The sequence below is a fragment of the Methylobacterium sp. Leaf85 genome (genome assembly GCF_001422125.1).
Lineage (GTDB): Bacteria > Pseudomonadota > Alphaproteobacteria > Rhizobiales > Beijerinckiaceae > Methylobacterium > Methylobacterium bullatum.
Window position 1 is genome coordinate 55,058 of sequence record NZ_LMME01000023.1, and the last position, 21,444, is coordinate 76,501.

The following is a 21,444-nucleotide window of genomic DNA, read 5'->3' on the forward strand; positions in this document are numbered from 1 at the left end:
GAGCCGGCAACGAGGAAGTGAGAACCCGTCTCGGTCCGGCCTTGCGCCCCATCCGATCAGGCGGTTTTGCCGGGTGATGGGAACGCCCCCCTCAAAAGGAAGCCCGCACGCCCCCGAAGAAGCTGCGACCGACGCCAGGGTAGAAGGCGGTCGGATTGCCGCCCATCGTCACTGCGTTGTTCACCACCGCCACGTCAGAGACGTAACGTGTATCGGCGAGATTGCGGGCGTCGAGGAACAGCGACACACCATTCGAGAAGTCGATGCCGGTTTGGACGTTGATCAGGGTGTAGCCGGGCACCTGCAGGGTGTTGGCATGATCCGAGAAGGCGCCTTGCGGCACCCAATCCACCGAAGGGCTGAGGTGGAAGCCGCTCGGGTGGGTATAGGTGACGACGCTGCGCAGCACGTCCCGAGGGATGCCGGCGATTTGATTGTCGCCAAAGACCGGATCGCCGACGAACCGGAAATCGTTGTGCGTCCAGACCTGCGACGCCGAGATGCGGTCGCCGACCCCGGTGAGGTCACGCATGATGTCGAGGGAAACGGCCGCCTCGACGCCCTGGTGGATCGTGCGCGGCGAATTGAAAGTCGCCGCAGGGATGTTGCGCCCCGGATTGACAGAAAAGTTGATGAGCTCGTCTCGGACTTCCGAGCGATAGAGCGTCACGTCCCATGCGAGGCGGTCAAGGCGGCCACGTGTGCCAGCCTCGTAGGTCCAGGCCCGCTGGGCCTGAAGCGGCACGAATTGCGTCGTCGTCCCAATCGTCTGGGTCAGGTCGGTGAAGTCCGGCACGTCGCGGGAGCGGGTGATGTCCGCGAAAACTTGGATGTCGGGCAGCGGCTGCCAGATTAGTCCGAGCTTCGGGTTGATCCCCTGATAGGTCCGGTTGTCGAATTTCACCGCCGGGTTTGGACCGAAGCCGCCCTTGTCGCTATAGGTACGGTTCGAGGAGAACGCCTTCGCCCCGGTCATCAAGGCGACATCCGGCAGGAACCAGAACCGGTTCTCGCCATAGGCCTCGTAGTTCGAGGAGCTCTGAAGCGCGTTCAGGGTCTGCGCGCCGCGCTGTCCGGCGACGTTTCGGAACTGCAGCGCCGAGTTCTGCCCGGCGAAGGCACGAAGGCCGAGGATCGTGTCGTTGCGGTATCCGCCGATGTCGAAGGTGCCGGTCCAATGCGGGGAGATGCCGTAGGTCCAGCCGTCTTGGTCGATGACCTCAAAGATCGGGTGATAGAGCGATTTGTGGATCGCCCAGGTGTCGATATCGAGCTTGCCCACATCAAGGGCGAACGAAGTGCGATTGGCCACCCGCTCCGTCTCGACTTTGCGCGACTGGTTGCCCGAAATGGCGCTCGGATTGGCCATGGTCGGGTTGTTGAGCGCGTCCCAGAGTCTGAGCGTTCCGGGCAGCTTCTGATCGGTGAGGTAGATGCCGACGTAGAACCGCGTCTCGACACCGGGTGCGAGCCGGTAGCCGACATTGGCGTTGAAATTCTGGGTCCGCTGGGTTTCATGGTCGCGAAAACCATCGGAATTGGTCAGCGTGCCACTGATGAGGAAATCGGCTGGGCCGGAGATCAGCGAGAACTGGAAGTGCTCTCGGATAGTGCCGAAGCTGCCGCCATCGACGCGCAGGATGTTTGGCGCGAAGGCCGTCTGGGCAGTGGGCGTGACAAAGTTGATTGCGCCGCCCAAAGTCGTCGCACCGAAGGTGAGCGCGTTGCCACCCTTATAGACTTCGACCGAGCGCAGAGCGAGCGGATCAATCTGGTAAAAGTCACCGCTGCCGTCCGCCGAGTTCACCGGGATGCCATCCTGCAGCAGTTCCAATCCACGCAGATGGAAGCCGCGCGAAATGCCCGAGCCGCGCACCGACAGGCGCATTTCCTGACCGTAGCGCTGCTGCACGAACACGCCGGGCGTGTCCTTCAGGACGTCGCGTAGGGTATTGGCGTAGCGATTCTGGAAGTCCTTGGCATCGACGAAAGCCACGGAACCGACAGTAGCGTTCACCGCAGCCCGCTGTGCGGCAACGCTCGGCACGGTGAGTGAACCGGGTGTTGTCCCTTGAACGCTAAGCTCGGGCAGTTCTGCATTCGCCACGCCCTGAGCGAAGGCGGATGTGGAGGAGAGGAGGATGAGCGCGAACGCCCCCGGAAGACGTGACGACGGCATGGGAGGGAGCTCCGGATCCCGCGCCATGAAACACTCCGCCCTATCGAGGCAGAGGAGCGGCGGGTCCTGAAAGAGAAAGGGAGTGCGCGCGATTGGCGAAACCGCCAAAGCGCGAAGCCGGTCCGGAATCGGACGCTCAGTGCTGGTGTTGTCCGGCCGCCGGTTCGCTTGCTGCAGGCGCGTTCGGTGCCCTGGCACCAATGGGCGCGACGGCGAAGGTGACCGGTACGGTCCCCGCGCGCTCGAACACCAAGTTCCCCAAGATCGGTTCGCCGACTTTTGGCGATGCCTTCAGCCCCTCGAACATCAGGTGATAGCTGCCGGGCTTTAACTCCACGGTCTCGCCGGGTTTCAGGAGAAGTCCGCCTTCCACCACGGCCATCTTCATCACCCCGCCATCCATCGTCATGGAATGGATCGACCCGGATGCAGCGATGGGGATGGAAGCGGAGATCAACTTATCCGCCAGTTTGCCGGTATTACTGATTCGGACATATCCACCAGCGACGGTGGCGCCGCCGGGCGTGGCGCGCATCCACGGCGTATCGATGTTGAGGTCGCCGGCCTTGATCTGGCCCGAGGAGGATGACGCCGCGCGCGACGGTGCCAGGGCCTGAGTCGCGACGATGGTGACGCCCGGTGCGGGGGATTTCAGCGCATGGGCGTCCTGCCCCGGCGCGGGGATGTCTCTCCAGCGATGATTGCCATTCGTGCAATCCTGCTCGACCGGGAAGTACACGGTCTCGCCGGGTGCGAACGCATCGGAGATGCGGGCAAGGAAGGTGAACTCGTCGACCTGATCGTCCGGCAATTGGCCACCACTCCAGGTGATGGTCTTCACCCCATTGGAAATGTCGCCGTGATAATAGGGATAGGGCTTGGCGTAGGGTCCTATTTCCGTTGTCACACTCCAGCCCGGCTTCGTCATCGGCTTAGCGCCGATGACACCCTCAGGAATCGTGACGCTCACCCGATTGGTCGGTTCGCCGTTGCACCCATGGGTGACTTGGAGCACGCCGCGATAGCTCGCGTTCGCGCTTGCCTCCTTCCGCTCCATCGTGGCGTGAGAGAAGGCAGCGCCGGTAGGGAGGGTGACGAGGAGCGCCGCGGCAAGCTCCGACCACAAGATCCGTTTCATGATGAATGTCCGTGTCTGAAGGAATCGAGGTATCGAATCGCTTCAGGCGGCGGGTGGACCTCGCGGATGGGGGATAGAACCCGGTGGCCCGCGTGCACCGAGGTCGGCTACGTCGCGCCAGATCAGATGGATGACGGATGTGGCCGGCCAGACGATCGCGCTGGACGCGAGCACCGGTTGATCAGCTGAAACGGTTGCGACTGCCGACGTGCAGCAAAGCTTGTGGCCGACGTGGGACGAACCGTCTGGCTGCTGCGCGGCAAGATCGCCATCCATCAGGCCAGAACAGATCGGATCGGCATGACCAGCCGCGGGGAGTGGCATCAGAGTCGCAAGGAAGACCTGCAGCACGAACGCATAGAGCGCGATCACCGCCGTGATCACGCGCCCGCCGCCCGCCGCTGAATCTCCCGACATCATACCTCCAGCGCTTACCCTTACGGACATAATCCCGCCATACCGTCGACGAGGCGTGGCGCCGTGATGTTGCATGTGCGCTGCAGTACAGGACAAGCCGAGATTTAATCTGACGGCGCCACATTCTAGCCCGGACCGCATGACTTCTTAACCGTGCCCCGACACGTTCGCGGCACAGGACTTTCGGTGGCCGTTCTCAATCACGGCCATGCCCCGACGGCCTCGTGCCGCTTCACAGGTCAGATCAGAGTTTCCGTCCGATGCTGAAACAGGCTTACCCCATCCGCTCATTGGGTCTCGTACTCCTTGCCGGTGTCGCCGCCTTCGCCCAAACCGCCTCGGCACGGGAGCAGGCCGGTTTCGCCCAGGCCGAGTGGGCGCAGGATTACGCTGCACCCTCGGCTATGCAGGTGCAGCGTTCCTCGACGCCGATCCTGTCGCCGCAGACGATTGCGGCCACGGAACAGATGGTCGAGCGCTACAAGGACATCGTGGCGCGCGGCGGCTGGAGACCGGTCTCCGGCGCCGACCGGCTACGTATCGGCAGCAAGGGACCGGCAGTGGCGGCTCTGCGCCAGCGTCTCACGGTGACGGGAGACCTCGACTCCGCCTCCGGCGGATCGAACGTGTACGATTCCTATGTGGCAGCCGGCGTAAAGCGGTTCCAGGCCCGACATGGCTTGAGCCAGACCGGCTCCATGAGCCCGGCCACCCAGCAGGCCATGAACGTGTCGGCCGACATTCGCCTGAAGCAGCTCGAGGTGAATGCCGTCCGCCTGCGCTCGTATTCGGGCAATCTCGGCAACCGCTTCGTCATCACGAACATTCCCGCCGCCCTGGTCCAGACGGTGGAGAACGGCCAGGTCGTGACCCTGCACGCCGCCGGTGTCGGCAAGATCGATCGTCAATCGCCGATCATGAACACCAAGGCGACGCAGATCAATTTCAACCCCTTCTGGACGGTTCCGGCTTCCATCGTGAAGAAGGACCTCATCCCCAAGATGCAGAAGGACCCGAACTACCTCACCGAGAACAAGATCCGCATCTTCACCGGTGAGACCGAGATCTCGCCGGCCTCGGTGAACTGGAATTCGGACGAGGGCACGCGCTACCGCTATCGTCAGGATTCGGGCGCCGACTTCAACTCGATGGGGATCGTGCGCATCAACATCCCGAACCCCCACGGCGTGTTCATGCACGATACGAACTCCAAGGGCGTGTACGGCGACGACTTTCGCTTCATTTCCTCGGGCTGCGTCCGCGTTCAGAACGTGCGCGAGTACATCACCTGGCTGCTCAAGGACACGCCCGGCTGGGGCCGCGACCAGGTCGAGCAGGCCATCGAGAGCGGCAAGCGCGTCGACGCAACCCTCAGCACCCCCGTGCCGGTTTACTGGACCTACATCACCGCTTGGGCGACGCCGGACGGCTCGGTGCAGTTCCGCGACGATATCTATAAGCGCGACGGTGTGAACGTTCCTTCGACCCTCTCGGCCCCGACCCCTGTGGCCAGCGCCGAGCAGGTGCCGAGCTTCGAGCCGGGCGACGAGGAAAACTGATTTCTCGGCGCGACAATCGCAGCCTGAATATGGGCGAGATCCGGCACCGGGTCTCGCCCGAGTCGTTGTGGATGGAGCAAACCGATCATCCGAGCTTTGCGAGGCGTTCTTCGGCTCCTGCCGCGTACAGCGTGATTTCGGCCGCCACAAGGATGGCGCGGATGCCGTCGAAACGAGATCCCTTCAGCTACAGAACCGACCCGGCCGTCCCATCATTCGCGGATGACCGTCCGATCATTATTTTCGACGGGCATTGTGCGCTCTGCGTCGGCTGGATCCGGTTCGTCATGCAGCGTGATCACGCCAAACGATTCCGGTTCCTGTCGGCGCAGTCGGCACTGGGACGGGCGCTCTACGCACATTACGGCCTCGATACGGATCGATTGGAGACGAACATCCTGCTGGGCGAAGGGCGGGCTTGGTTCAAGCTGGAGGGATCGATACGGATTGCCAGCAGTCTCGGCTTCCCCTGGTCCTTGGCTGCGACGCTGCGGCTCATTCCGACGCGCGGGCAGACGGCATTGTACGATCTCATAGCCAACAGCCGCTTCGTGCTATTCGGGCGGAAAGACGTCTGTCATAGGCCTGCCCCTACCGACGCGGATCGCTTCCTGGCCTGAATGACCGGCACTGGCTCGGCCAGCGCCCAATCCCCCCTTGCTAGGAGCCGGCGCGGTTGCTTCCACACTCGACACTTAATCTGCGACCCAAAGCTGCAGGCCGCGACGTGGCAGACCCTGCAACGCCTTGTGCCCCCTGGCATTCACCACCGTGAATACCGAATGCACCGAAATTTTTTTGGCCGAGACTACAAATTAGCTGTGCTTGGCCTCTCTCGCTGGCCCGTGTAGTAAATTGCACATCGAGCGTCCGCCTGCTTAACGCCAGCGGATAACGGACGCCTTCGCCCGTTCAACAATCGAGGCTTTCCATGAGCGCCGGTACCGCTGCCGACAAGCACTTCTCGAATTCCTTTTTCAATGCGTCCCTGGCCGACGCCGATCCGGAAGTGGCCAAGGCCGTCAGCCAGGAACTCGGCCGGCAGCAGCATGAGATCGAGCTGATCGCCTCCGAGAATATCGTCTCGAGGGCGGTGCTGGAGGCCCAGGGGTCGGTCCTCACCAACAAGTACGCGGAAGGCTATCCCGGCCGTCGCTACTATGGTGGCTGTCAGTTCGTCGACATCGCCGAGAACCTCGCCATCGAGCGCGCCAAGCGCCTGTTCGATTGTGGCTTCGCCAATGTGCAGCCGAATTCGGGCAGCCAGGCGAACCAGGGCGTGTTCATGGCCCTCATGCAGCCGGGCGATACCTTCCTCGGCCTAGATCTCGCCGCCGGCGGCCACCTCACCCACGGCGCGCCCCCGAACGTCTCGGGCAAGTGGTTCAAGCCGGTCTCCTACACCGTGCGCCGCGACGACCAGCGCATCGACATGGAGCAGGTCGAGGCCCTCGCACACGAACACAAGCCCAAGGTGATCATCGCCGGCGGCTCGGGCTATCCGCGCCATTGGGACTTCGCCAAGTTCCGTGAGATCGCCGATGCCGTCGGCGCATACTTCTTCGTCGACATGGCCCATTTCGCAGGCCTCGTGGCAGCCGGCGTCCACCCGTCGCCGTTCCCGCACGCGCATGTGGCCACCACCACCACTCACAAGACTCTGCGTGGCCCGCGCGGTGGTATGATCCTGACGAACGACGAGGCGCTCGCCAAGAAGTTCAACTCGGCGATCTTCCCCGGCCTCCAGGGCGGTCCGCTCATGCACGTCATCGCCGGCAAGGCCGTTGCCTTCGGCGAGGCGCTCAAGCCCGAGTTCAAGATCTACGCCAAGCAAGTCATCGAGAACGCCAAGGCCCTCGCCGACACCCTGATCACGGGTGGCTACGACATCACCTCGGGCGGAACCGACAACCACCTGATGCTCGTCGACCTGCAGAAGAAGGGTCTGACGGGCAAGGCGGCGGAGGCGGCCCTCAGCCGCGCCGACATCACCTGCAACAAGAACGGCGTTCCGTTCGATCCGCAGAAGCCCACCATCACCTCGGGCATCCGCCTCGGCACCCCGGCCGGCACCTCGCGCGGCTTCGGCGTCGCCGAATTCAAGCAGATCGGCGGCTTCATCGTGGAAGTACTCGACGGTCTGGTGGCCAAGGGCGATGCCGGCGATCCGGCCATCGAGGCCGCGGTCAAGGACAAGGTCCACGCCCTGACCCACCGTTTCCCAATCTACGGCTGAGACGTTCGACGGCGGGTGCACCCGCCGTCACCGACATGATAGAGACGGCCGCGGATTCCCATATCCGCGGCCGTTCTCGTTTTCTCACCAACCATGCAGGTATCCGCCCCATGCGGTGTCCCTATTGCGGCGGGCCCGACACCCAGGTGAAGGATTCGCGACCCAGCGACGATTCTGCTGCGATCCGACGCCGTCGGGTCTGCCCGGATTGCGGAGGCCGCTTCACGACCTTCGAGCGCGTGCAGTTGCGCGAACTCACCGTGCTCAAGCGCTCGGGCAAGCGCGTCCCGTTCGATCGTGACAAGCTGCAGCGCTCCATCGGTGTGGCCCTGCGGAAGCGCCCTGTAGATCCGGAGCGGATCGAGCGACTGGTCAGCGGCATCACCCGGCAGTTGGAAAGCGGCGGCGAGGCCGAAATCGCCAGCGAGGCGATCGGCGAACTGGTGATGGAGGGGCTTAAGGGTCTCGACGACGTGGCCTATGTCCGGTTTGCCTCGGTCTACAAAAATTTCCGCGAGGCCAGTGACTTCAAGGCGTTGCTCGGCACCCTGGGGGAAACCTCCGGCATTGCGCCGCTTCAAGACGAAGAGGCGAGCGATGAAGCCCCTCTCGGTGAGGTTCTGCCGCCCAGCGCAAGTCCGCCGGCCAAACATCCGTCGAAGCGCGGAACGCGGGTGCAGTCATGAATGTACCTGAGGCGAACACTCACCAAGATCGTCGCTTCATGCGCCTCGCCCTGGCGATCGGCAGGCGAAATCTCGGGCGGACCTGGCCCAATCCGTCAGTCGGTGCGGTTGTGGTCGCAGGAGAGACGGGCAGAGAGCGCGTGATCGCACAGGGCGTGACGGCTCCAGGGGGGCGCCCCCATGCCGAGCCTCTCGTTCTCGCCATGGCCGGCGAGGGCGCGCGCGGGGCAACGCTTTACGTCACGCTCGAACCCTGCTCACATCATGGAGCCACCCCTCCTTGCGTCGACGCCATCATCGCGTCGGGGATCACCCGCGTCGTCACGGCGATAGAGGATCCGGATTCCCGAGTGGCGGGCAGGGGCCATGCGCGACTCGCCCAGGCGGGTATCGCCGTGACGCAGAATGTGCTGCGGGACGAGGCCGCGAGAGATCATCGCGGCCATTTCACCCGCGTCACGAAAGGGCGCCCTAGCCTGCATCTCAAGCTCGCACGCACCCAGGACGGCTTCGCGTCCGGTGCGCCGGACGAGCGCCTGCGCATCACCGGTCCCATCGCCGATGGCATGGTCCATCTGTGGCGCGCCCATGCCGACGCGATCCTGGTCGGGATTGGGACGGCACGAGCGGACGATCCGTCACTGACGGTGCGATTGCCTGGCCTGTCGCAACAATCGCCGCTGCGCATTGTCCTCGATTCGACGCTGCGTCTGTCGCCGGCCTCGCACCTCGTGCGTAGTGCGCGCGACATCCCGACTCTGGTGATGACGACACGGTCGGCCCCGATTCATGCCAAGCGGATGCTTGCATCCTTCGGCGTCGAGACGATCCAGGTGACAGCGTGCTCGAGTGGCCGGATCGACCTGTCTGCCGCCCTCGCCCGTCTGGCAGAGCACGGGCTGACTCGAATCTGTTGCGAAGGCGGTCCGCACCTTGCCGATTCCCTGGCAGCTGCTGATCTGGTCGACGTCTGCACCCTCGTCACCGGCCCGCGCGCTATCGGTGGAGGGGGCCTGCCGGCCGTTGGCGAGGCGTTGAAGGCCCGCCTGCACGAGCCGAGCTTCGGCGTCACCGAAACTCGCGCGTTCGGACCGGACCAGTCTGTCACCTACGAACGGAGCGTCTAGATGTTCACCGGCCTCGTCAGCGATGTAGGAACGGTCCTCAGCGTCGAGGGGGATGAGCGTCTGCGCCGCATTCGCATCCGATCCTCGTACGATCCGGCGACCATCGCTCTCGGTGCGTCGATCGCATGTTCCGGCCCCTGCCTCACCGTGGTGGCGATCGAGTCAGACACCCAGGGTTGTATCTTTTCCGTCGATGCAGCTGCCGAAACTCTCGCGCGGACCACCGTCGTTGGCTGGGCTGAGGGCACGCGGCTCAACCTCGAACGTTCGCTGAAGATTGGCGATGAGCTCGGCGGCCATCTTGTCACCGGGCATGTGGACGGAGTGGCAGAGATCGTCGCCCGCGAGAGCGTGACCGGTGGCACCGGCGATCCGCAATGGTCGCCGAGCGACCGTTTTCTTCTGCGCGGACCGTCGTCCGTGTCGCGCTTCATCGCGGAGAAGGGGTCGGTCTGCCTCGACGGCACGTCGCTGACCGTCAATTCCATCGATGGCGACCATTTCTCGGTCCTTCTCATCCCCCACACCCTGGAGGTGACGACCTGGGGTGAGCGCCGAATCGGCGACCGGCTGAATCTCGAGGTCGACCTCATCGCCCGCTACGCGGCCCGGCTGTTCGAGAAGCGTGCCTCATGATGCGCTATCTTGTGATACCGCACCCTTCGGTCTATCGCTCGCCGAGCGACCGCCAAGTCGCCGACCTACGTTCCTGACGCAGTCGGTCGGAAGATTTCGAACCGGGCCAACCCGGTCGTACTGGGTGGTGACGCCAACGACCCGCGCTCGAGGCCCACTCGTCACGTCGGTGCCGATGTCGCCCTCCGCCACTACAGACAAGGCCCACGATGGTTTCGCCTTCACCAGCCGCTCGCCCGGCTCCCCCCACGAACGTAAAGGGCGCGCGTGTCCTCGTGGTGGAAGCGCGCTACTACGACGACATATCCGATGAACTCCTCGCTGGCGCGCAGGGTGCGCTCGACGCGGCGGAAGCGGAGGGTGTCGTCGTGACAGTGCCAGGTGCTCTCGAGATTCCCGCAGCCATAGCGATCCTGGTGGAGGAGGCAGCTCGCGCGGGGCAGCCCTACGACGCCGCCGTCGCCCTTGGCTGCGTCATTCGTGGTGAAACCGGCCATTACGACATCGTGGCAACCGAGAGCGCGCGAGCACTCATGGATTTGTCGGTGATCGGGCGACTGCCCCTCGGCAACGGCATTCTTACGGTGGAAACGATGGAGCAGGCACTCGCTCGCGCTCGCGTTTCCGACCTGAACAAGGGTGCGGGCGCGGCGGATGCGGCCTTGGCCGTGCTGGCGCTGAAACGCGCTGCAGCCGCCGCACCCGTGGGAGAGGATTGAGAAGCCCATGGCCAAGACGATCGAGCGCAGCGGCGCACGCCTCACCGTTGTGCAGGCGCTCTACGAGATGGAAATTTCCGATAAGGGCGTCATCGAAGCGCTCGCCGAGTTCGAAGCCTATTGGATCGGCCGTGACATCGATGGCATCGAGCAGCCGCCCGCGGAGATCGCTTTCTTCCGCGACCTCCTGCGTGGCGTCGTCGAGGAGCAGCGCGCCATCGATCCTCAGCTGGACAAAGCCCTGTCCAGCGGCTGGCCTCTGAAGCGCATCGAGGCGGTCTTGCGCGCCATCCTCCGTGCTGGAGCCTACGAAATCATGTTCCGCAAGGACGTGCCGGCACGTGCCGCGATCTCGGAATATGTCGATGTGGCTCACAGCTTCTATGCCGGCGACGAGCCCGGCATGGTCAACGCCGTCCTCGACAAGGTCGCCCGCGAGGTTCGTGGATCGGAATTCGCCGGGCTTCCCGGTTCCGGGCGCGCTTGAAGACAAATCCCCCCGCCTCCCGCCCCACGGAAGATGGGCTGATCGCGCGCTACTTCGCGCCGTTGGCGGGGCATGGTGCCGATGGGTTGCGCGACGACGCCGCCACCCTCGCACCGAGTCCCGGCTGCGATCTCGTCCTGACCGCCGACGCGATCGTCGAGGGCGTCCACTATCTGCCCGATGATCCCCCTGCCTCGATCGCACGCAAGGTGCTCGGGGTGAACCTGTCCGACATCGCGGCGAAGGGCGCGACGCCGCGCGGGTTCCTCCTGACCCTCGCCTTGCCCGATAATTGGACCGAAGCCTGGCTCGCCGGATTCGCCACTGGCATCAGCGAGGCGGCGATTGCGTTCGGCTGCCCACTCCTCGGAGGCGATACCGTCCGCTCGGCCGGTCCCGCCCTCATCGGGGTCACCGCCATCGGCGAGGTATCGCACGGCGGTATAGTTCGGCGGATGACGGCCGAGATCGGCGACATCCTCTGCGTCAGTGGCACGATCGGTGATGCGGCCCTTGGCTTGCGGCTCCTCGACGGCTCCATGCCGAACTGGGGCGAGCACCTCGGATCGGCAGCGCGCGGCGTTCTCATCGACCGCTACCGCCATCCCAGGCCGCGTATTTCCCTCGCGCGGAGCCTACGCCGCCATGTGCGTGCTGCGATGGACGTATCGGACGGACTCGCCGGCGATCTGACGAAGATGCTGGCGGGTGGTGGCCGCAGCGCCGAGATCATCCTCTCGGACGTACCGCTGTCCGATTCCGCACGGGAAGCGCTCGCTCTCGACCCTCGGCTCATCCACACCATCGTCACCGGTGGCGACGATTACGAGATCCTCTGCGCCGTGGCACCGAACCAAGTCGACGCCTTCATCGACGAGAGCCTTGCCGTCGGCATCCCGCTCGCACGGATAGGAACTGTGGTGGCCGGCGATCGGGCGCCCGTTTTCCGTCGGCCGGACGGCAGCGAACACGCCTTCACCACGCGGTCGTTCAGCCACTTCTGATCGCTCGGAGCCTGGCGGAAAGAGCGCCAATATCTGGCAAAACGCCTGCGTCGTCGCGTCGACCTTGCCAGCGTCCGGAAAAGAACGCCACACTCCGTCCCAAAGTGGCCGTCAGGCTACAAGTCCGCGCTGCTTCGATCCGGTCCGCCGGCGAAGTGGCAAACCGGGATCGAACGCATGACTTCAGGCTCCACACCGGCCCCGGCCACTTCCCTCGACGATGGCATCGTTGCCACCGCGGAGGCGTGTCTCGGCCAGGTGGGACAGGCGCGGGACGCCATTCACAAGGTCATCTTCGGCCAGGAAAAGGTCGTCGACCTCGCCCTCATCACCATCCTGGCCGGTGGCCACGGTCTCCTCGTCGGCCTTCCGGGCCTCGCCAAGACCAAGCTGGTGGAGACGCTCGGCACCGTGCTTGGGCTCGACGCCCGCCGGGTGCAGTTCACCCCCGACCTGATGCCCTCCGACATCCTCGGCACCGAGATCCTCGACGAGGACCAGGACCGCCGCCGCTCGTTCCGCTTCGTGCGCGGCCCGGTCTTCACGCAATTGCTGATGGCGGACGAGATCAACCGGGCCAGCCCGCGCACCCAATCCGCCCTGCTGCAGGCGATGCAGGAGAATTTCGTCTCGGTGGCGGGCGAGCGGCACGACCTGCCGCGCCCGTTCCACGTGCTGGCGACGCAGAACCCCATCGAGCAGGAGGGCACTTACCCGCTCCCCGAAGCGCAGCTCGACCGTTTCCTCCTCGAAATCGACGTCGGCTATCCCGACCGCGCCGCAGAGCGCCGGATCCTCATCGAGACCACGGGCGTCGGCGACCACACCCCACAGGCGGTGATGTCCACGGAGGCGCTTCTCACGGCGCAGCGCCTCGTGCGCCGTCTGCCGGTGGGCGATGCGGTGGTGGATGCGATCCTCGATCTCGTCCGCTCCGCGCGGCCGGAAGGAGGGGACCCTTCCCTGAAGGGCAAGCTCCTGTGGGGGCCTGGCCCCCGCGCGAGTCAGGCGCTGACGCTGGCGGTGCGGGCCCGGGCCTTGATCGAAGGCCGCGTCGCCCCCTCGGTGGCCGATGTGAAGGCGCTGGCCGAGCCCGTGCTCAAGCACCGCATGGCCTTGAGCTTCGCGGCGCGCGCCGACGGTGAGACCGTGCCGGGGATCATCGCCCAGCTGGCCGCGAAGCTTTAACGGTATGATCGCCACCCGGGTTCTCGACGCGGCCCAGCGCGCTCCTGGGCGACACGAGACCGAAGGCGCGCTCTCTCTCGCCGAGCGGATGCCGCGTCTGATCCTCGAATCGCGCCGTGTCTCCTCGACGCTCGCGCATGGTCTGCATGGCAGGCGGCGGGCGGGGCAGGGGGAGAGCTTCTGGCAGTTCCGGCCCTTCGTGGCGGGCGAAGCGGCGGCGCGGGTGGATTGGCGCCGCTCCGCCCGCGACGATAAGTTGTACGTGCGCGAGCGCGAATGGGAGGCGACCCACAACATCTGGTTCTGGATCGACCGTTCCGCCTCCATGGGATTCGCGTCGAGCCTCGGGCAGGGGCCGAAGGTCGAGCGCGCCCTCGTGCTCGGCCTCGCAGTCGCCGATGCCCTGGTCGAGGGGGGCGAGCGGGCGGGGCTTCTGGGTCTCACCAGGGCCACGGCCTCACGCCGCATCGTCGAGACCATGGCGCAGGCTCTGGTGGCCGACAAAGCCGGTCTTGAGCAGGACATGCCGCCGCGCGCCACGCCGGGCCGCTTCGACGAGGCGATCCTCGTCAGCGATTTTCTCTCGCCGCTGGAACAGCTTAGAGAAGCGGTGGGCTCGCTGGCGGGCTCCGGTACGAGAGGTCATCTCGTCATGGTGGTCGACCCGGTGGAGGAGAGCTTTCCCTTTGCCGGGCAGGCGGTGCTGCACGATCCTGAGACCAAGATGAGCCTCGATATCGGCGACGCGGCGTCGTGGGGGGCGGCCTATCGCACCCGAATCGCCGCGCATCGGGACGGTCTCGCCGAGATCGCCCGCGCCCAGGGCTGGACTCTGACGATCCATCGCACCGACCGGCCGGCGAGCGAGGCGGCCCTGCGTCTCCTCACGCTGGTCGCCGCCGCGCGCGGGACGGGGTGAGGAGCAGCACATGTTCGGATTGCCCCTGACCTTCGCCGCGCCGCTGGCGCTCGCGGCGCTTATCGCATTGCCGGCATTGTGGTATTTGCTCCGGGTGACGCCGCCCCGGCCGCAGCGGATCGAGTTTCCCCCCCTGCGGATCATGGCCGACCTGCTGGCCAAGCGCGAGACGCCGGCGCGGACCCCGCCATGGCTGCTAATCCTCCGAATGATCGCCGCGGCTTGCCTGATCCTTGCCGTGTCGGGGCCGGTCTGGAACCCATCGGGTACCGGCGCGACCTCCGGGCGGACGCCGCTCATCGTCATGATCGATAACGGGTTTTCCGCCGCGCATGACTGGCGCGAGCGCATGCGCGCCGCCACCGACGAGGTCGAGGCCGCCTCACGGGACGGTCGCCCCGTGGCCGTGGTCGCCCTAGCCGACGCCCCGGCGGCGTTGGAAGCGAAGACGCCCGCCGCCGCCCTTGACCGGCTCCGGGCCGTCGCGCCGCGCTCCCATCTACCGCAACGCGACGTCCATTTGACCGCCATCGGAGCCTTCCTCGACCGCCATCCGGCCGTCGCTGTGGTCTGGATCACCGATGGCGTTGCGGGTGTCGCATCCGACGCGTTCGGCAAGGGTTTGTCCGATGCGTTGAACAAAGCCGGCGCCCGTCTCACCATCCTGCGCGCCGACCGGCCACCGGCTCTGGCCCTCACCGCGGCCGAGAGCGGCGGCAAGCTCAGCGCCCATGTGCTGCGCGCTTCGGCCAATGGCCGCGATGCCGGCTTGGTCCGCGCCCTCGACCAGAAGGGCCTGCCCCTGGCCGAGCACGATTTCCGCTTCGCCGACGGGGCCACCGAAACCGAGGTCACGTTCGAGCTCCCCGTAGAGCTCCGCAACGGCATCAGCCGGCTGGAGATCGCTGCCGAGCGCTCGGCCGGCGCGGTGACGCTGATGGACGAGCGCGGCAAGCGCCGCCGCGTCGGCCTGGTCTTCGGCGGCACCAACGATCAGGCCCAGCCGCTCCTGGCCCCGACCTACTATCTCTCCCGCGCGCTCACCCCCTTCGCCGACGTCCAGGAGGCACGCGGGGCCAAGGGGGTGGCCGAATCCGTCGGGCAGCTCCTCGACAATCAGGTCTCGGTGCTGGTCCTTGCCGATGTGGGCGCCCTCGACGAGGCGACCATGCGCCGGGTGGCGAGTTTCGTGAACGAGGGCGGCCTGCTGCTGCGCTTCGCCGGGCCGCGCTTGGCGGCCGGCAACGACACCCTGGTCCCCGTGCGCCTGCGCCGGGGCGGCAGGACCCTGGGCGGCACCCTGTCCTGGGACAGCCCCAGGACGCTCGCGACCTTTGCCCCGGAGAGTCCGTTTGCCGGGCTGGTGCCACCGGCGGATATCGGCGTGCGCCGCCAGATCCTAGCCGAGCCGGATGGCGACCTGCCGGGGCGGACCTGGGCCTCGCTGCAGGACGGCACGCCCATCGTCACCGCCGAGAAGCGTGGCAAGGGGCAGATCGTGCTGTTCCACGTCACCGCAGACACGACCTGGTCGAACCTGCCGCTCTCCGGCCTGTTCATCGACATGCTGCGCCGCGTGGTCGCCCTGTCGGGCAGTGCGTCTCCGAATGGAGGGGAGGGGTCGACCCGGCCCGCCGCCGCCGTCCTGGCGCCCCGCCTCACTCTCGACGGGTTCGGGGCGCTGGGCAGCCCGCCTGCCGGTGCCACGGCGGTGCCGGACGATTACGGCGAGCGCTCCAGCCTCGAACACCCGGCCGGCTTCTATGGCCCGGCCGATGGCGGAGTCGCGGTGAACGCGCTCCGGCCCGACGACCGCCTGAAACCCCTCGACCTGTCGGCCTTCACCGACGCCCGCACCGGTTCGCTCACCGGCGGAGACACCCTCGACTTGCGCGCCACGCTGTTTACCGTGGCGCTGATGCTGCTGATCCTCGACACCCTCGCCGGCCTCTGGCTCGGCGGTCTCTTCAACCGCTCGCGCGGGGGGCTGCTCGGACGCTTCGCCGGACGGGCGGCGGCGGTGCTCATCGTGGCCGGCATCGGCATCATGGGTGCGCCGCGAGGCGCGCATGCTCAGGAGGGCGCGCGGCCGAACACGTTCGACTCCGCCCTCGCCACCCGTCTGGCCTACGTCGTCACCGGCGACGAGGCGACGGATACGGCCAGCCGCGCCGGGCTCAACGGTCTGACCCAAATGCTGGCCAGCCGGACCGCCCTGGAGCCGGGCGACCCGATCGGCATCGATCCGGGCAAGGACGAACTCGCCTTCTATCCGATCATCTACTGGCCCATCGTCGCCAGCCGCCCCCAGCCGAGCGAAGCCGCGATCCGCCGGATCGACGCCTTCATGCGCAACGGCGGGACGGTCCTGTTCGACACCCGCGACGCGCTCACGGCGCGGCCGGGCGGCCCGCCGACACCGGAGGGGGCCTACCTGCGCAAGATGCTCTCCACCCTGGAAGTGCCCGAACTGGAGCCGGTTCCGGCGGACCACGTGCTCACCAAGGCCTTCTACCTCGTGGACAATTTTCCCGGCCGCTACGCCACCGGCCAGACCTGGGTCGAGACCCTGCCGCCTGCCGGAGACGGGGCCGAACGCCGCCCAGCGCGGGCCGGGGACGGCGTTTCCCCCATCGTCATCACGGGCAACGACCTCGCCGCCGCCTGGGCGGTGGGCAAGCGCGGCGAGGCGCTCTACCCCATCGTCGGCGGCGACCAGCGCCAGCGCGAGATGTCGTTCCGCGGCGGCATCAACCTCGTGATCTACACGCTGACCGGCAACTACAAGGCGGATCAGGTCCACGTCCCGGCCCTGCTGGAGCGGTTGGGACAGTGATGGTCTTTCGGACTGCGTATCGGACCGGGACGACGTTCCCTTCTCGCTTCGCGCGAGAAAGTTCTCACATAGGTCGCAGGAAGCGCGGGTTCCCTCTCCTGCAAGGAGAGGGACAGGGTGAGGTGTGTGAAATCTCCGGACAGCGCGTCCCCCTCTCTCAACCCGATCCCACAGAGCTACGGCATTCACGAATGTCTCGGGATGCGCGGCTCTCCTCCCCCTTGTGGGGAGGAGTTGGAGGTGGGGGTGGTCGGGTGACCCTCGGAGTGCAGAGGCCAGCGGCGCCACCCCCACTCCTAACCTCTCCCCACAAGGGGGAGAGGGACGCGTTCTGCCTGCAAGAGCAGATGCGTGAATCCGGTCTCCTGCAAAGGACTCAGAGGGCGCCGGTGGTAACGCCGCGCCCGTCCATCACAACGACGGAGGCCGCTAGCCCATGCTGAGCCTCAGTTTCACCCCCCTCATCCCGTGGCCGGTCATCGCGGGCTTGGGCGTTCTGGTGGCGATCTTCGTCGTTCTCGCCTTCGTGGCGCGGGGGCGCACGGCGGTCCTGCGGGCGCTGGCCCTCGGGCTTGTGCTGCTGGCCATCGCCAACCCGTCCCTGGTGCGCGAGGATCGCGAGCCGGTGAAGGACATCGCGGCCATCGTCGTCGACCGGTCCGGGTCGCAAAGTCTCGGTGACCGCCCGGCCATGACCGATACGGTCCGGGCCGAATTGCAGCGGCGCTTCGGCTCGCTCACCAACATCGAGCCACGCTTCATCGACGTGCCCGACGCCAAGGACGGCGACGACGGCACCAAGCTGTTCACGGCTCTGTCCCAGGGCCTCGCCGACGTCCCGCCGGATCGGCTCGCCGGGGTGGTGATGCTGACGGACGGAGTGGTTCACGACATCCCGGCCAATGTCGCGGCGCTCGGCATCAAGGCGCCGCTCCATGTCCTCGTCACCGGACATCCCGACGAGCGCGACCGGCAGATCAAGCTGATCGAGGCGCCGCGCTTCGGCATCGTCGGGCGCGATCTCACCATCCGCGCCGAGGTGATGGAGCGCGGCGGCACCGGCAGCGCCACCGTTACCGTGCGCCGCGACGGCGAGGAGATCGGACGCCGCACCTTCCCCACCGGCCAGCCCTTCTCGCTCACCACCAAGATCGAGCATGGCGGCCCCAACGTCGTGGAGATCGAGGTCGAGCCGCTGCCCGGCGAGTTGACCACGATCAACAACCGCGCCGTCCTGCCTATCGAGGGCATCCGCGAGAAGCTGCGCGTGCTCCTCGTCTCGGGCGAGCCCCACCAGGGTGAGCGGACCTGGCGCAACCTGCTGAAATCGGACGCCAACGTCGATCTCGTCCACTTCACCATCCTGCGCCCCCCGGAGAAGCAGGACGGCACGCCGATTTCCGAGCTGTCGCTCATCGCCTTCCCGACGCGCGAACTGTTCGTCCAGAAGATCAAGGATTTCGACCTCATCATCTTCGACCGCTACGCCAACCAGAGCGTGCTGCCTTCGGCCTATTTCGACAACATCGTCCGCTATGTCCGCGATGGCGGCGCGCTGCTCATCGCGGCGGGGCCGGAATTCGCCTCGTCGGCCAGCCTCGCCCGTACCCGGCTCTCCCAGATCCTGCCGGGCGAACCCAATGGCCGCGTGGTCGAGCAGCCCTACAAGGCGGCGCTGACGGGCACCGGCACCCGCCATCCCGTCACCCGCGCCCTGCCCGGATCGGAGGCCTCTCCCCCGGCCTGGGGCGACTGGCTGCGCATCGTCTCCGCCCAGACCAAGCCCGGCGTCCAGCCGATCCTGCAGGGGCCGAACGCCCTGCCGCTCCTCGCTCTCTCGCGGGAGGACAAGGGCCGTGTCGCCCTGCTCCTCTCCGACCATGCCTGGCTCTGGGCGCGGGGCTACCAGGAAGGCGGCCCCTATCTCGACCTGCTGCGCCGCCTCGGCCATTGGCTGATGAAGGAGCCGGCCCTGGAAGAGGAGGCCCTGCGGGCGCAGACGACGGGGCATGGCCGCGAAGTCCGCGTCGAACGTCAGACCATGGCCGAGACCACCGACCCCGTCACCGTGAAGGGGCCGACCGGACCGGAGCGGACACTGACTCTCACGGCCGGGGAGCCCGGCCTGTTCAGCACGACGTTCGAAGCGACGGAGCTCGGGCTCCACACCCTGCGCTCCGGCTCGCTCATCGCCTTCGTCAGCGTCGGGCCGCCGAACCCGCGCGAACTCACCGACGTGTTCAGCGATACCGAGCGTCTGAAGGCCCTGGCCGAAGGGACCGGCGGGTCGATCCGCCGCCTCGCCGATGCGGGCGGGAGCACCGTCGTGCCGCGCCTTCAGGCCGTGCGCAGTGGGCGTCTGGCCGGCGCCGACTGGATCGGCTTCCGCCCGAGCGACAGTGCCGTCATCCGCGGCGTCGAGGTCTACCCCCTGGCGCTCGGCCTATGGGCGCTGGTGGCGCTGGCCGGTGCGGTGCTGGCGATGTGGCTGGTGGAAGGCAGGCGCGGGCGGGCGGCGTGACGGGCGAACGGGTTTTTCTCACCGCAGGACGCGTCCCTCTCCCCCTTGTGAGGAGAGGTTAGGAGTGGGGGTGGTTGAGCGACCCTCAGTCAGCTGAGGCTGGCGGAACCACCCCCACCTCCAACTCCTCCCCACAAGGGGGAGGAGGGTCAGCCTCGCGTCTCGCCGCCCAAGATTGCGAGCGAACGAACGGGTCTGACGGTCCCCGAAACCGTCTCCGAGGCGCCGGGACGGAGTTCGAGCCAGAGGAATCGCGCGGGATCCACCGGTCCCGGCGGCAGCACGCGGCCCGGCGGCACGGGCGTGAAGCCGAAGCGGCGGTAATAGGGCGCGTCACCCACCAGAACCACGACCCCGTGGCCGCCGGCCCGCGCGGCGTCGAGGCTCGCCCGCATCAGCGATCCGCCGATGCCGCGTTGTCCGAAGCTCGGATCCACCGTGAGCGGCCCCAGCACCAAAAGGGGGCCGCCCGCCTCAGCCGGAGCGACTCGGACCGAGCCGACGAGATAGGTGCCGACCAGCGCGGTGAAGCAGAGATCGCCCAGGGGCTGGGTGCCTTCGCGCAGGCGATAGGCGGTGCGGGCGAAGCGTCCCGGCCCGAAGGCGCGGGCATGGAGGCGCTCGATGGAATCGGCATCGCCCGGCCGCTCGGGCCGGATGACGAGGGGCAGGCTCGTCATGTGGCGCGAGCGGAAAAGTCGATGCGCGGATCGATCCAGGTGTAGATCAGGTCGGAGAGCAGGTTCACCGCGAGCCCCATCAGCGAGAAGATGTAGAGCGTGGCGAAGACGATGGGGTAATCGCGCCCGACGATGGCGGTGAAGGACAGGAGCCCGAGCCCGTCGAGAGAGAAGATCGTCTCGATGAGCAGGGAGCCGGCGAAGAAGGCCGAGATGAAGGCGCCGGGAAAGCCCGCCACCACGATCAGCATGGCGTTGCGGAAGACGTGCCCATAGAGCACCCGCCGCTCGGTGAGGCCCTTCATCCGCGCCGTCATCACGTATTGCTTGCGGATCTCGTCGAGGAACGAGTTCTTGGTGAGCAGGGTCGAGGTGGCGAAGGCGCCGAGCACCAGGGCGGTGAGCGGCAGCGTCATGTGCCAGGCGTAATCGACGATCTTGCCCCAGAGGGTGAAGGTCTCCCAGCCCTCGCTGGTGAGGCCACGAATCGGGAAGACCTGCAGGAACGAGCCGCCGGCGAACAGGATGATGAGGGCGATGCCGAACAGGAAGCTCGGGATGGCATAGCCGACGATGACGATGCTGGAGGTCCACAGGTCGAAGCGCGAGCCGTCCTTCACCGCTTTCCGGATGCCCAGCGGAATCGAGATCGCGTAGGACAGCAGCGTCATCCACAGGCCGAGGGAGATCGAAACCGGCAGGCGCTCGCGGATCAGCTGCAGCACCGACACATCGCGAAAATAGCTCTTTCCGAAATCGAAGGTGGCGTAGTCCCACAGCATCTTTGCGAAGCGCTCGGGGGCCGGCTTGTCGAAGCCGAATTGCTGTTCGAGCTTCTTGATGAAGGCCGGGTCGAGCCCCTGCGCGCCGCGATAGCGCGAACTCGCCTCCGAGCCGCCGCCGGCCGAGCGCCCGCTGCCGCCGAGGTCGCCGGCGCCTCCCGTGACGCGGGACAGGCTGCCCTCGTTCTGGCCCTGCAACTGCGCCAGCACGCGCTCCACCGGCCCGCCGGGGGCGAACTGCACGATGACGAAGGTGATGAGCATGATCCCAAAGATCGTCGGGACCATGAGGGCGATGCGGCGCAGGATGTAGGCGAGCACGTCTGGTCC

18 protein-coding genes are annotated in these 21,444 nt (G+C 66.6%); 13 read left to right on the forward strand and 5 right to left on the reverse strand.

Annotation, left to right across the window (positions count from 1 at the left end):
• Positions 1–91: 91 nt before the first annotated feature.
• The 3 genes from ASF08_RS12505 to ASF08_RS24125 all read right to left on the reverse strand — a co-directional run bounded on the left by ASF08_RS12505 (position 92) and on the right by ASF08_RS24125 (position 3,701).
• The gene (locus ASF08_RS12505) at positions 92–2,179 is read right to left on the reverse strand and encodes a TonB-dependent receptor family protein (RefSeq protein ID WP_082473213.1); all 2,088 of its coding nucleotides are present in this window, start codon (positions 2,177–2,179) and stop codon (positions 92–94) included.
• A gap of 136 nt (positions 2,180–2,315) precedes the next feature.
• Positions 2,316–3,317 carry a DUF1775 domain-containing protein gene (locus tag ASF08_RS12510; protein ID WP_082473194.1) on the reverse strand — a complete coding sequence of 334 codons (1,002 nt, stop codon included), beginning with the start codon at positions 3,315–3,317 and terminating at the stop codon, positions 2,316–2,318.
• Between the two features lie 42 nt (positions 3,318–3,359).
• On the reverse strand, positions 3,360–3,701 hold the full coding sequence (locus ASF08_RS24125) for a hypothetical protein (protein WP_238253819.1): 342 nt from the start codon (positions 3,699–3,701) through the stop codon (positions 3,360–3,362).
• A 293-nt stretch (positions 3,702–3,994) separates the two neighbouring features.
• Here ASF08_RS24125 and ASF08_RS12520 point away from each other — a divergent pair, with 293 nt between their 5' ends.
• The 13 genes from ASF08_RS12520 (at position 3,995) to ASF08_RS12580 (ending at position 19,652) form a co-directional block, all read left to right on the forward strand.
• Positions 3,995–5,293 (forward strand): L,D-transpeptidase family protein, encoded by a 1,299-nt coding sequence (locus ASF08_RS12520; RefSeq protein WP_026176088.1) that lies wholly within the window; start codon positions 3,995–3,997, stop codon positions 5,291–5,293.
• A 71-nt stretch (positions 5,294–5,364) separates the two neighbouring features.
• The gene (locus ASF08_RS12525) at positions 5,365–5,913 is read left to right on the forward strand and encodes a thiol-disulfide oxidoreductase DCC family protein (protein WP_308444983.1); all 549 of its coding nucleotides are present in this window, start codon (positions 5,365–5,367) and stop codon (positions 5,911–5,913) included.
• A 311-nt stretch (positions 5,914–6,224) separates the two neighbouring features.
• Positions 6,225–7,529, forward strand: coding sequence for a serine hydroxymethyltransferase (gene glyA / locus ASF08_RS12530; protein ID WP_018044703.1), 1,305 nt, complete (start codon positions 6,225–6,227; stop codon positions 7,527–7,529).
• Between the two features lie 110 nt (positions 7,530–7,639).
• Positions 7,640–8,215, forward strand: a complete 576-nt coding sequence (gene nrdR, locus ASF08_RS12535; RefSeq protein ID WP_056146517.1) for a transcriptional regulator NrdR — start codon at positions 7,640–7,642, stop codon at positions 8,213–8,215.
• A gap of 38 nt (positions 8,216–8,253) precedes the next feature.
• Positions 8,254–9,342: a bifunctional diaminohydroxyphosphoribosylaminopyrimidine deaminase/5-amino-6-(5-phosphoribosylamino)uracil reductase RibD gene (ribD, locus tag ASF08_RS12540; protein ID WP_082473196.1), complete on the forward strand. Its 1,089-nt coding sequence runs from the start codon at positions 8,254–8,256 to the stop codon at positions 9,340–9,342.
• Complete coding sequence (locus tag ASF08_RS12545; protein WP_056145718.1) at positions 9,343–9,978, forward strand: riboflavin synthase; 636 nt, start codon at positions 9,343–9,345, stop codon at positions 9,976–9,978.
• A 209-nt stretch (positions 9,979–10,187) separates the two neighbouring features.
• Positions 10,188–10,697 (forward strand): 6,7-dimethyl-8-ribityllumazine synthase, encoded by a 510-nt coding sequence (gene ribH / locus ASF08_RS12550; protein ID WP_026176085.1) that lies wholly within the window; start codon positions 10,188–10,190, stop codon positions 10,695–10,697.
• A gap of 7 nt (positions 10,698–10,704) precedes the next feature.
• Positions 10,705–11,184 carry a transcription antitermination factor NusB gene (gene nusB, locus ASF08_RS12555; protein WP_056145721.1) on the forward strand — a complete coding sequence of 160 codons (480 nt, stop codon included), beginning with the start codon at positions 10,705–10,707 and terminating at the stop codon, positions 11,182–11,184.
• Entirely contained in the window at positions 11,181–12,188 is a 1,008-nt protein-coding gene (gene thiL / locus ASF08_RS12560; protein WP_056145724.1) for a thiamine-phosphate kinase, read from the forward strand. The genes nusB and thiL overlap by 4 nt, the downstream gene beginning before the upstream one ends.
• Positions 12,189–12,365: 177 nt before the next feature.
• Positions 12,366–13,376 carry an AAA family ATPase gene (locus ASF08_RS12565; protein WP_018044695.1) on the forward strand — a complete coding sequence of 337 codons (1,011 nt, stop codon included), beginning with the start codon at positions 12,366–12,368 and terminating at the stop codon, positions 13,374–13,376.
• A gap of 4 nt (positions 13,377–13,380) precedes the next feature.
• Positions 13,381–14,295 (forward strand): DUF58 domain-containing protein, encoded by a 915-nt coding sequence (locus ASF08_RS12570; RefSeq protein ID WP_056145727.1) that lies wholly within the window; start codon positions 13,381–13,383, stop codon positions 14,293–14,295.
• Positions 14,296–14,305: 10 nt separating this feature from the next.
• Complete coding sequence (locus ASF08_RS12575; RefSeq protein ID WP_056145729.1) at positions 14,306–17,131, forward strand: DUF4159 domain-containing protein; 2,826 nt, start codon at positions 14,306–14,308, stop codon at positions 17,129–17,131.
• A gap of 436 nt (positions 17,132–17,567) precedes the next feature.
• Positions 17,568–19,652 carry a hypothetical protein gene (locus tag ASF08_RS12580; protein WP_056145731.1) on the forward strand — a complete coding sequence of 695 codons (2,085 nt, stop codon included), beginning with the start codon at positions 17,568–17,570 and terminating at the stop codon, positions 19,650–19,652.
• 149 nt (positions 19,653–19,801) lie between these two features.
• Here the strand turns inward: ASF08_RS12580 and ASF08_RS12585 are convergent, their stop codons facing one another.
• Positions 19,802–20,332 (reverse strand): GNAT family N-acetyltransferase, encoded by a 531-nt coding sequence (locus ASF08_RS12585; RefSeq protein ID WP_056145735.1) that lies wholly within the window; start codon positions 20,330–20,332, stop codon positions 19,802–19,804.
• Positions 20,329–21,435 (reverse strand): microcin C ABC transporter permease YejB, encoded by a 1,107-nt coding sequence (locus ASF08_RS12590; protein WP_056145738.1) that lies wholly within the window; start codon positions 21,433–21,435, stop codon positions 20,329–20,331. The genes ASF08_RS12585 and ASF08_RS12590 overlap by 4 nt, the downstream gene beginning before the upstream one ends.
• Positions 21,436–21,444 lie beyond the last annotated feature (9 nt).

Coding starts and splice junctions, on each gene's coding strand:
- ribH (WP_026176085.1), top strand. CDS start 10,188: ATGGTTTCGCCTTCACCAGCCGCTCGCCCGGCTCCCCCCACGAACGTA.
- glyA (WP_018044703.1), top strand. CDS start 6,225: ATGAGCGCCGGTACCGCTGCCGACAAGCACTTCTCGAATTCCTTTTTC.
- ASF08_RS12565 (WP_018044695.1), top strand. CDS start 12,366: ATGACTTCAGGCTCCACACCGGCCCCGGCCACTTCCCTCGACGATGGC.
- ASF08_RS12585 (WP_056145735.1), bottom strand. CDS start 20,332: ATGACGAGCCTGCCCCTCGTCATCCGGCCCGAGCGGCCGGGCGATGCC.
- ASF08_RS12520 (WP_026176088.1), top strand. CDS start 3,995: ATGCTGAAACAGGCTTACCCCATCCGCTCATTGGGTCTCGTACTCCTT.
- nrdR (WP_056146517.1), top strand. CDS start 7,640: ATGCGGTGTCCCTATTGCGGCGGGCCCGACACCCAGGTGAAGGATTCG.
- ribD (WP_082473196.1), top strand. CDS start 8,254: ATGCGCCTCGCCCTGGCGATCGGCAGGCGAAATCTCGGGCGGACCTGG.
- nusB (WP_056145721.1), top strand. CDS start 10,705: ATGGCCAAGACGATCGAGCGCAGCGGCGCACGCCTCACCGTTGTGCAG.
- ASF08_RS12505 (WP_082473213.1), bottom strand. CDS start 2,179: ATGCCGTCGTCACGTCTTCCGGGGGCGTTCGCGCTCATCCTCCTCTCC.
- ASF08_RS12510 (WP_082473194.1), bottom strand. CDS start 3,317: ATGAAACGGATCTTGTGGTCGGAGCTTGCCGCGGCGCTCCTCGTCACC.
- ASF08_RS12570 (WP_056145727.1), top strand. CDS start 13,381: ATGATCGCCACCCGGGTTCTCGACGCGGCCCAGCGCGCTCCTGGGCGA.
- ASF08_RS12545 (WP_056145718.1), top strand. CDS start 9,343: ATGTTCACCGGCCTCGTCAGCGATGTAGGAACGGTCCTCAGCGTCGAG.
- ASF08_RS12575 (WP_056145729.1), top strand. CDS start 14,306: ATGTTCGGATTGCCCCTGACCTTCGCCGCGCCGCTGGCGCTCGCGGCG.
- ASF08_RS12525 (WP_308444983.1), top strand. CDS start 5,365: ATGGAGCAAACCGATCATCCGAGCTTTGCGAGGCGTTCTTCGGCTCCT.
- ASF08_RS12580 (WP_056145731.1), top strand. CDS start 17,568: ATGCTGAGCCTCAGTTTCACCCCCCTCATCCCGTGGCCGGTCATCGCG.